This window comes from Gordonia sp. (in: high G+C Gram-positive bacteria) (genome assembly GCF_049299075.1).
GTDB lineage: Bacteria > Actinomycetota > Actinomycetes > Mycobacteriales > Mycobacteriaceae > Gordonia.
The window spans coordinates 1-10,296 of record NZ_JBAQWU010000407.1 but is presented as its reverse complement, the minus strand read 5'-3'; the positions used below and the strand labels follow the sequence as shown (position 1 = coordinate 10,296).

General features: G+C 66.6%; 10 protein-coding genes. 6 read left to right on the top strand and 4 right to left on the bottom strand.

Annotated features, from left to right (window positions below):
* The coding region (rsmI, locus tag WAW85_RS13050; protein ID WP_422560033.1) for a 16S rRNA (cytidine(1402)-2'-O)-methyltransferase at positions 1 to 394 on the bottom strand (394 nt) is incomplete at its 3' end.
* Between the two features lie 445 nt (positions 395 to 839).
* On the opposite strand from rsmI, the gene WAW85_RS13045 reads away from it, so the two are divergent.
* Positions 840 to 2,399: a dolichyl-phosphate-mannose--protein mannosyltransferase gene (locus WAW85_RS13045; protein ID WP_422560035.1), complete on the top strand. Its 1,560-nt coding sequence runs from the start codon at positions 840 to 842 to the stop codon at positions 2,397 to 2,399.
* Positions 2,400 to 2,413: 14 nt separating this feature from the next.
* On the opposite strand, the gene WAW85_RS13040 is transcribed toward WAW85_RS13045, so the two are convergent.
* Positions 2,414 to 3,118, bottom strand: coding sequence for a GAP family protein (locus WAW85_RS13040; protein ID WP_422560032.1), 705 nt, complete (start codon positions 3,116 to 3,118; stop codon positions 2,414 to 2,416).
* Between the two features lie 31 nt (positions 3,119 to 3,149).
* Positions 3,150 to 3,470, bottom strand: a complete 321-nt coding sequence (locus WAW85_RS13035) for a hypothetical protein (RefSeq protein ID WP_422560031.1) — start codon at positions 3,468 to 3,470, stop codon at positions 3,150 to 3,152.
* A gap of 138 nt (positions 3,471 to 3,608) precedes the next feature.
* Between WAW85_RS13035 and WAW85_RS13030 the strand changes: the two genes are divergently transcribed.
* A complete protein-coding gene (locus WAW85_RS13030) occupies positions 3,609 to 4,481 on the top strand; it encodes a universal stress protein (protein ID WP_422560034.1) in 873 nt (290 codons plus the stop codon).
* A gap of 20 nt (positions 4,482 to 4,501) precedes the next feature.
* Positions 4,502 to 5,689, top strand: coding sequence for an MFS transporter (locus WAW85_RS13025; protein WP_422560030.1), 1,188 nt, complete (start codon positions 4,502 to 4,504; stop codon positions 5,687 to 5,689).
* Here the strand turns inward: WAW85_RS13025 and WAW85_RS13020 are convergent.
* Entirely contained in the window at positions 5,673 to 7,427 is a 1,755-nt protein-coding gene (locus WAW85_RS13020; protein WP_422560029.1) for a cation:proton antiporter, read from the bottom strand. The two genes, WAW85_RS13025 and WAW85_RS13020, sit on opposite strands and share 17 nt — an antisense overlap.
* A 64-nt stretch (positions 7,428 to 7,491) precedes the next feature.
* Between WAW85_RS13020 and WAW85_RS13015 the strand changes: the two genes are divergently transcribed.
* The 3 genes from WAW85_RS13015 to WAW85_RS13005 all read left to right on the top strand — a co-directional run.
* Positions 7,492 to 8,505, top strand: coding sequence for an AurF N-oxygenase family protein (locus WAW85_RS13015; RefSeq protein WP_422560028.1), 1,014 nt, complete (start codon positions 7,492 to 7,494; stop codon positions 8,503 to 8,505).
* A 4-nt stretch (positions 8,506 to 8,509) separates the two neighbouring features.
* Positions 8,510 to 9,982: an FAD-dependent oxidoreductase gene (locus WAW85_RS13010; RefSeq protein WP_422560027.1), complete on the top strand. Its 1,473-nt coding sequence runs from the start codon at positions 8,510 to 8,512 to the stop codon at positions 9,980 to 9,982.
* 100 nt (positions 9,983 to 10,082) lie between these two features.
* The coding region (locus tag WAW85_RS13005; protein ID WP_422560026.1) for a hypothetical protein at positions 10,083 to 10,296 on the top strand (214 nt) is incomplete at its 3' end.

The following is a 10,296-nucleotide window of genomic DNA, read 5'->3' as shown; positions in this document are numbered from 1 at the left end:
CGGACGGGAGCGCCGACAGGGCGAGCGCGGTAGTGACCGCCGACGGCCCGGGCAGACACGTGACCCGCAGACCGGCCTCGGCGCACGCCGCGACCAGCCGGTATCCCGGATCGCTGACCGAGGGCATCCCGGCGTCGGTGATCAGTAGAACCGTCGCACCGTCGGCGATGGCCTCGACGAGCTGCGGTGCTCGCTGCGCTTCGACGTGGTCGTAGTAGCTGACAAGCTTGCCCCCGATCACCACCTCGAGGGCCGCCGCCAGCCCACGCGCCCGTCGCGTGTCTTCGGCGGCGACGATGTCGGCTGTCGCCAGCGCCTCACGTAGCCGCGGCGATGCATCGCCGGGTTGTCCCATCGGCGTTCCCGCCAGCACCAAGCGACCGCTCTCTTCCATTCCACGAACCCTAGACCGCCCTCCACTTGCGAGGTCGAGTGACTACTCGGGAGCTGCCTGCGAGGCATCCCGGGGCGTCGAGCATCGATTAACGCCAACCGACCTTCCGCTGAAGCCCAAACATCTCATCGTCACAGAAGAGACGGATACCGTCGGCGACGACTCGTGGCGTCTCCTGTCAGGACCAGATGGACAGACGTGGAACCGCGACCGCCGACGACCCACCCCAAGAAGGCGAAGACTCGAGGTTCAGTCAGTGACGAGCGTTATCTACGGATCGCGACTCATTAAAACGGCACCGGGCCTGGCCGAAATTCGGACCATGCCGCTTATCAGACGTTCGTGCGTCTCGCACTACTGAAATCGGGTGGGCCGAAGGCTCGCTAAGACAGCCCCCGCCAGATTGAGTCTGACCATCAGTAACATCAGCCAGGTGAGTCCCGCCATCCTCGATCGCGCCACCGTTGCACCGCGTGCTCACGTCGAAGACCTCGGGACCTCCCCGGGCCCGGTGATCCCGGAGCCGGTGTTCGGTGCCACCGACCGGTTGCGCGGCACCATCGTCGGCCTGGTGATCACCCTGTTGGCCATCATCACCCGCTTCTGGGATCTGACTCATCCCACCGATCAGGGCACCCCGGTCTTCGACGAGAAGCACTACGTCCCGCAGGGCTGGCAGGTACTGCAGGGGGGCGGGCTGATCGAAGACAATCCCGCCTACGGCTTGGTGGTGCATCCGCCGGTAGGCAAGTGGATGCTCGCGCTCAGCGAGGGCCTATTCGGCTACAACCCGATGGGCTGGCGCTTTATCCCGGCGGTGTCCGGCGTGATCGTCGTGCTGGCAATCTACTTGACCGTGCGACGGCTGACCCGTTCGACGTTGATCGGCGCGCTGGCCGGCCTGTTCGCCCTCTGCGACGGCGTCTTGTTTGTCCAGTCCCGGATGGGCATGCTGGACATCTTCCAGGCATTGTTCGTTGTGCTCGCGTTCGCCGCCTTGATCGCCGATCGCGACCAAATGCGCCAACGCCTAGACCGAGTCTTCCGCGACGGCCGCATCAACGACAGCCCCTTCGGCCCGCGGTTCGGTTTCCGCTGGTACCGCTTCACCGCCGGAGTGATGCTCGGCCTCGCGGTGGGTACCAAGTGGTCGGGCCTGTACTTTGTCGTCTTCTTCACCCTGCTGTCCCTCGGGTTCGACTTCGCCGCGCGGCGGGCCTATCACGTGCAGCGCCCGCTACGCGGGGTGCTGATGCGCGATCTGCTGCCGTCGGCCGCCTCGCTGGTAGTGCTCCCGGTCGGCATCTACCTGGCCACCTTCGCCACCTGGTTCCGCTCGGAAAGCTCGGTGTACCGCTACGTGGTGGGCACCGACATCGGCACCGATGGGCCCTTCGCCTGGGTGCCGGCGGCGCTGCGCTCGTTCTGGTACTACGAGACCGGCATCCTCAAGTTCCATTCCGGCCTGACCAACGCCGCGGGTAACCACCACCCGTGGGAATCGAAGCCGTGGAGCTGGCCGATGGCACTGCGGCCGATGCTGTACGCCATCGACTACGGCCCCGATCAGTGCGGCGGCGGCGACTGCATCCGCGCCCAGATGCTATTGGGCACCCCCGCACTGTGGTGGCTGGCGTTGCCGATGGTCGGGTGGGGTCTGTGGCGGATGATCTTCCGGCTCGACTGGCGCTACGCCGCCGTGCTCGTCGGCTACGCTGCCGCGATCGTCCCGTGGTTCGGCGAGATCGACCGCCAAATGTACTTCTTTTACGCCACCGTGATGGCGCCGTTCCTGGTGATGGGTCTGGCCCTGTGCTGCGGCGATGTGCTGGCCGCCGCAGGCCGCGGCCGGGCCTCGGCCACTCGCACACTCGCGGTGTTGGCGGTGGCAATCTACGCCGGTCTGGTGGTGGCGAACTTTGCTTTCGCCTGGCCCATCCTGACCGGCGCACCGATCAGCAACGAATTATGGAACATGCAGCTCTGGCTGCCCAGCTGGACCTAGCCAGCCGAGCGGCGTCAGTCGATGATCGCCAGGCCCTCACCGAGGAAGATAGTACCCACGATCAGCAGGATCGCCAGCGTCACCGCGGTCATGTTCGCCTCGATCCACGTGCGCCCGTTCTGCAGCGAGCCGCGCACCTTCGGCCCGCCGATCGCCATGAAGCCGAGCAGCGCCAGCGGCGCGATGGTGGCCAGCGCCGCGAAGATCAGCACCACGATGACCGTCTGGCCGGTGGTGATGTCGGGCACCGAACCGAGTTGCACGCCGGCGCTGATCGCCAGCGGCGGGTTCTTGATGATCAGCAGCCCCATCGCGAATCCGACCGCCACACAGCTGGCCAGGCCGAGATTGTCGATACGCGCGAACAGCCCGTTCTTCTCCTTCTCCTCACCGACGGCGGCGTGCTCGACCTCCGACTTGGCGGAGGGTCGACGACGCCAGGTGATGTAGGCCAGGATAAAGAAGAGCACTCCGAACACCAGGTGCAGGATGTCGATGCCGCCGGAGGTGCCTTCCGGATCTTCTTCGACCGCAGTGCCCGTGACCAGTGCGGTGATGAAAGTGATTGCGAACATCGAGATGAACCAGCCGACGCTGAACAGCAGTGCGCGCAGGGTGCCCCGCGCACCCAAGCCCAGCACGAGCACCGCCGTGATCGAGAGCGGACTCAAGGTCAAGGCCATGGCCAACGCAAACGTACCGCCCAGTGCATCCCACATGCGGCATTACCCTACCCGTGGTGCGAAGAGGTCAAGAAAGCACGGCCCCGACTGCGCTGAAGATCCATAGCAAGAAGATGAGCAGCAGTAACCACATGCCACCCTGATAGATCTGCCAGCGGCCACCGGCCCGCTGGACCTGCCACGCCCGGTAGCCCAGGACCCCGGCGCCGAGAAAGATCACCGTCGGCGCGGCCAGCACCAGAATGGTGTTGAGGGTTCCGGCACTCAGCACGCCAGCCGCGAGCAGAATGGCCGCGATGGCGACGGTCGCGACCACACGCAGCGCCGTCTCGCGCAACTCGATGCGCGGCATCTCCGGCTCGATCGGCTCATCGTCGTCGTCGTACATGACTTCAGGCTACCTACCGGGTAGAAAGTCCCGCCTCCCGTGCGAAAGCGACATCGGTGAGACAGAATAGAGGGTGAGGCTGAATTACGGATGCGCATCCGGGTGTCCGGGCCGAGGTACAAGGATGTGGATGTCACGATGAGCGTGATTCTGGTCGGTGTCGACGGTTCCGATATGGCAGTCAACGCGGTCCGTTGGGCGGCAAAGACGGCGAAGCTTGAGGGCGCCGATCTCAAGATCGTTTCGGCCTACACGACCACCACGAGTGACTACGCCCCCGGCTTGGTGATCCCGCAGGACGTGATCGACGCGATTCGCGGTGAAGTAAGCAAGTACGTGCAGGACGCGGCCAAGGTCGCCGAAGAGGCGGCTCCGGGGCTGAGCATTCACGGATCCATCGCCGAGGGCGATGCAGCGCATGTGATGATCGACTTCTCCGCCGACGCCGAAATGGTCGTGCTCGGTAGCCGCGGTCTGGGCGGCCTCAAGGGCCTGTTCCTCGGCTCGGTGTCCACCTCGGTGGCCGCGCACGCCAAGAGCAAGGTCGTGATCATCCCGACCGAAGCCGCCCTGAGCGACGGCCCGGTCGTCGTCGGTGTCGACGACTCGAAGGTCAGCGACGGCGCGGTAGCCGAGGCCTACCGCCAGGCCGATCTGCGCAAGACCGAATTGATCGCCGTACACACCTGGACGCCGCTGGACGCCGACGCCTTGCACGGCTTCGGACTCAGTGCCGACGAGATCGATCAGATGAGCGACCAGGCCGTCGGCGCGGTCTCCGAGCGCCTGGCCGGTTACGGCACCGATTACCCCGACGTCGAGGTCAAGCGCGTGGTGATCCCGGAGGAGCCGGGCAAGGCCATCCTCGAAGCCGCTGGCGACTCGGCAGCACTGATCGTGATGGGCAGCCGCGGACGAGGCGGCTTCACCGGGCTGCTCCTGGGCTCACGCAGCCAGAAGGTGCTGCACCACGCCAAGGTTCCGGTCATGATCGTGCGCCACACCGCATAGCGCGCGCTGACTTCCGCGGCATGAAACATCTTCCCCGCGGACTCTGGGTACTGCTGGCGGCCAACGTCGTCATCGCGCTCGGTTTCGGACTGATCGCACCGGCGCTGCCGATCTTCGCCGACACCTTCGGGGTCACGGAGCTGGCGGTGTCGGCGGTGATCTCGGCGTTCGCCCTGATGCGTCTGTTGTTCGCTCCCACCACGGGGCGGCTGGTGACGCGACTGGGCGAACGCCGGATCTATCTGACCGGACTGGTGATCGTGGCCGTCAGCACGCTGGCGTGTGGTTTTGCTGGCACGTACTGGCAGCTGCTGATTTTTCGCGCTGCTGGCGGCATCGGTTCGACGATGTTCAGCTTGTCTGCCATGGCATTGCTCATCCGGTTGGCGCCCCCACAGTTGCGCGGCCAGGCCTCGAGCTACTTCTCGGCCGGTTTCCTGATCGGCGGTCTGACCGGTCCGCTGCTGGGTGCCGCACTGGTCGGTTATGGCCTGCGCCTGCCGTTCGTGGTCTATGCGATCGCACTGGTGATCGCCACGATCGGGGTGGCCGTGCTGATGCCGCCCGTGCCTGCGCACCCCGATGACGCACCGGTCGACCCGGGCGGGGCGGTGGCGACTCTCACCTTCCGCGCCGCGCTCACCGACAGCGCCTACCGTGCCATCTTGGCCGCGAACTTCGCGCAGGGCTGGGCCTCCATGGGCGTACGCATCGCGCTGGTTCCGCTGTTCATCACCCAGTCGCTCGGGCGCTCCGATGCGTGGGCCGGCATCGTCCTGGCCTGTTACGCCGCAGGCAACGTTGTGGCGATCCTGATCGCCGGACGGCTGGCCGATCACTACGGGCGGCGGCCGGTGCTACTCCCGGGCCTGGCCATCGCCGCCGGCGGCACGCTGTTCCTCGGCTTCACCGACAATCTGGTGGTGGCGCTCGCGCTCACCGCGATCGCCGGGATCGGATCGGGTCTGTTTGCGCCGGCCGACCAGGCCGCGCTGGGCGACGTGCTCGGCAATCGGCAGCGCGGCGGTTCAGCCCTGGCCGCCTACGGCATGAGTTCCGACTTGGGCGCCGTGCTCGGCCCGCTGGCCGCCGGGGCCGTCGCGACCGCGTTCGGCTTTGGCCCGGCGTTCCTGCTGACCGGCATCGTCCTGAGCATCGCGCTGGTCATGTGGATCAGCGCCCGCGAAACCCTCACCCGCTCAGACTGAGCTCCTCGGCGTCGAGCTTGCGTAGTTCGGCGGTCAGCGCGCCGGAGCTGTAGCTGCCGCGGTCGCGGAACGCGAGCAGGGCACGACGTTGTTCGTCGATCACCTTGCGGCGCACTCGGCGCAGTTCCCGCGCAGTTTGCAGCCGTTTGTCGAGCACATCGATTTCGTCGAGATCGATCTGCTCGTCGTCGAGGTCCGGTGTCTCCAGTTCCCGCACCAGCTTCACCTGGCCGGCCAGCACCGAGTCGTCGCCGATGACGTTCGGGTCGGCCAGCATGCGCTGCACGATGTCGAGCATCTCCCCGCGCAGCCGGGCCTGCTCTGCGCGCAGTTCGCTGCTCTGGTCGGGCAGCTTCAGCTTGGCCAGCAGGGCGCCCATCGTGCCGCCCTGGATCATCAGGCTCATCGTGGCGACGAAGAAGGCGATCAGGATCAGCAGCGACCGATGCGCGGTGTCGGCGGGCAGCGTCTGAGCGGCGGCCAGGGTCACTGCGCCCCGCAGCCCACCCCAGACGACGACCATCCCTTCGCGTGAACCGATCGCTTCGGTGCGGTAGTAGCTGATGTCTGCCAGGGACCGGTCCAGGCGCAGCCGGAACCGGTGGCCCTTGGTGTCGTCGTCGGCGGGGTCGTCGGGCAGGCGCTCGCGCAGTGCTTCGAGTGCTGGCTCGCGCGCGATGACTCGGGTCGCCCGCGAGTCCAGGCCCCAGATCAGCGGCATCACGAACGCGAAGCGAATCACCAAGACCAAGACCAGTGCCACTGCCGCCGGCCAGAGTGCGTGGAGCCAGGTGTCATGGGCATCGCGGACGTCCTCGATCAGCGTGTACAGCTCCAGCCCCATCAGCAGAAAGACGCCGCCCTCCAGAACCACTTCCACCATGCGCCAGGTCTCCACATCGGAGAGCCGGTGGGAGGCGGGCAGCGTACGCACCGACGCGCGGCCGGAGACCAGTCCGGCGGCGACGGCGGCGACCAGACCGGAGGCGCCGACCAGCTCCGCGGGCAGGTAGGCCAGGTACGGCAGCGTAAAAGAGACGGCGGTGGCCACCGCGGGTGCGTGAATCCGGGTGCGCAGCTTGCCGAACAGCCATCCCGCTGCGCCGCCGATGACGACCGCCCCGATCACCGCCCAGACGAAGTTCACGATGACGCCGACCAGCGAGATGCTGGCCGCGGTCGCGGCGATCGCGGCGCGCAGCAACACCAGTGCGGTGGCATCGTTGAACATGGATTCGCCGGATAGGACCGTCACGATGCGATTGGGAGCGCCCGCCCGTTTGATGGTGCCGGTGGCGACCGCATCGGTGGGGCTCAGGATGGCGCCCAGGGCGACGCCCAGGGCATAGTCGATGTCGGGAAGTATCCACACGAAGAACAGTCCGAGCAGCAGTGACGAGATCAGCACCAGCACCACCGAGAGCGCACCAATGGCCTGGAAGTCGCGTTTGAAGTCCATCACTGGCATCGAGCGCGCCACCGCGAATAGCAACGGCGGCAACACCCCAACGAGGATCAGCTCCGGGCTGATGTGAAACTCCGGAACTTGGGGCAACAGGCTCACTCCGACGCCCACGGCGACCAGCAGCAACGGGGCCGCTATCCGCAGGCGCGGCGCCAAGGTGTTGGCCGCTCCGACGGCGAGAACGCACAGAACCGCTACCGCCGCTATCTCTTCCGCATGCACGAGACCATTGTGGCCGATCTGATCGCGCCGCGCGTGGAGGACGACCACCATCGTGCCACCACCCAATGTGTCATTGATCGTTGACATATTAGGTCCGAGGTGTCAGCGTAGGCCTATGACGAGCACGCAGCCTCGGCCGATCGCATACCAACCGCCGGCAAACAAGCGCGGGACCGAACTGAACTACGACCAAGTGGTCGACGACCTGTCGGCCGCGTCGGTCCACCGCAACTTCGATCCGTACCGGCACATCGCCTGGGATGCGCCGGAGATGGCGATCGTGCCGGACGATCCGCGATGGATTCTCGATCCGCAGGTGGACCCGATCGGCCAGCACCCCTGGTACCAGAATCTTCCGGTGGACAAGCAGATCGCCATCGGCATGTGGCGGCAAGCGAACGTGGCCAAGGTGGGCCTACAGTTCGAGTCCATCCTGATTCGCGGTCTGCTGCAGTACGCGTCCAGACTGCCCAATGGCGACAAACGCTTCCGCTACGTGACACACGAGTCCAAGGAAGAGTGCCAGCACACGCTGATGTTCCAGGAGATGGTTAACCGGGTCGGCATCGACGTCCCCGGCATGCCGCGCGCAATGCGGCGGATCGACCCGCTGATACCGCTGTTTTCCACGCTCTTCCCGTCGGTCTTCTTCTTCGGTGTGTTGGCTGGCGAAGAACCGATCGACCACCTACAAAAGGACTTCCTGCGGGCCGGCGCCAACGTCCACCCGGTGATGGCCGCGGTGATGGAACTACACGTGGCTGAGGAAGCCCGGCACATCTCGTTCGCTCACCACCATGTGCGCGCCACCCTCGCAACCAAGGGTGCCGCCACTCGCTTCGTTCTCGCGCTGGCGATGCCGATCATCATGCGCGTGCTGTGCAGCGCAATCGCCAAACCGCCGGTGCAGTTCCGGACCGAGTTCGACGTTCCCCGCAAGGTCTTCGCCGAGATGTTCTGGGACTCGATGAACTCCCGCCGATTCCTCAGCGACGTCTTCGGCGATGTCCGCATGCTGGCTCACCAGTGCGGTCTGCGAAACCCGGTCGCCACGGTTCTCTGGAAGCTACTCAAGATCGACGGCCGCCCCTCGCGGTACCGGTCCGAACCCTCCTACGACGCGCACTGACCGGATGCCGCACGTCATTACGCAGCCGTGCTGCGGCGACGCCGCGTGCGTGTACGCCTGCCCGGTCAACTGCATTCATCCGACTCCCGATGAGCCCGACTTCGGACAGACCGAGATGCTCTACATCGATCCGGCGGCCTGCGTCGACTGCGGCGCCTGCGTCAGCGCGTGCCCGGTCGGCGCCATTGCGCCGGACCACCGCATTCCGGAGAATCAGCGCCGTTTCACTGAGGTCAACGCCGCACACTTCGGCCGGACGGCCGCGGCGCCCGAGCCCACCGGTCCCCGGTTCCCAGTCGACCCCCGCTGGCGCCTTCCGCTCGCACCGGTCGCCAAACCGCGGCCCTTGACCGGTGTCCCCGCACCGCTGAACATCGCGATCGTCGGCTCCGGCCCGGCGGCCATGTACGCCGCCGATGAACTGCTGAAACACCGCCAAGTGCGGGTGACCATGTTCGAGCGGCTGTCCGAGCCGTTCGGCCTGGCCCGCTTCGGCGTCGCCCCAGACCACCCGGCTACCCGCAGCGTGGTGCAGCTGTTCAACACCATCGCGAACGATCAGAAATTGACGATCCTGCTGAACACCGACATCGGCACCGACCGCACACTCGACGAGCTGCGCGCCGAGTATCACGCGGTGCTGTGGGCCGGTGGCGCACCGACCGATCGCCCGCTGAACATCCCCGGAATCGAACTACCCGGCGTACAGAGCGCCACCGCGGTGGTCGGCTGGTACAACGGGCACCCGGACTTCACCGCCGCAGCCCCCGAGCTGAAAACCGAGCGCGCCGTGGTGATCGGCAACGGGAACGTCGCTCTTGACCTCGCCCGCATCCTGACCGCGAATTCGGACCGGCTTGCCGACACCGACATCGACATGAATGCGCTTGCCGCACTGCGGAATTCGTCGATCCGCGAGATAGTTGTCGCCGCCCGACGCGGTCCGGAGCATGCCGCCTTCACCCTGCCCGAGCTCATCGGTCTCATCGACGGACCGGCTCAGGTGTGGGTAGATCCGGCGGACCTGGCGGGCGCCCCAGTGACCACCAAGACGGCACTGCTGCGGGAGATCGCGGCCGGCCCGAAGCCCGACGACCCCCACTTGCGACTTGCCTTCGGGCTGACGCCCACACGGATCCTCGGTACGCAGCGCGTGACCGGTGTCCGCTTCGAGCGCACCGGCGCCGGCGCCGGCGAGTGCATCGACGTCGACGCCGGTGCAGTATTCACCGCAATCGGCTATCGGGGCCGACCCATCCCCGGACTACCGTTCGATGCCGCGCGCGGCACTGTCGCCCACGTCGCTGGCCGGGTTACCGTCGACCAACAGCCGATTCGGGGCCTGTACGTGACCGGCTGGATCAAACGCGGACCCACCGGCTTCATCGGCACCAACAAGACCGACTCGGCCGAAACGGTCCGGGCTGTCCTGGCCGATGCCGAAGCTGGCCTGCTGCGGCCCCGAATCTGGGGATAACTGCCGCGCGGCCGCCGGGCCTGTGGATACGGTCCTGGCGCTTACGGTCTCGTCGCGCGTGAATGAGAGGACACCTCAGACGCGGCGACGGGAGCGGGACATGTCCGGATTCGAACTCACCCCAGAGGAGCTGCGCACGCTGGCGCACGGCTGGCAGCAGCAGGCAGCGGTCATCGATGCATTGCCCTTCGACAACGGGATCGGCGGACAGGGCCATAGCGCGAGTTTCACCGGACTAGCCGCGTGCGCGGCGGCGGCCGATCGCACGACGGTCGACTTCAGCGCGGACCTGGCCGCATTCGGTGACGCGGTGG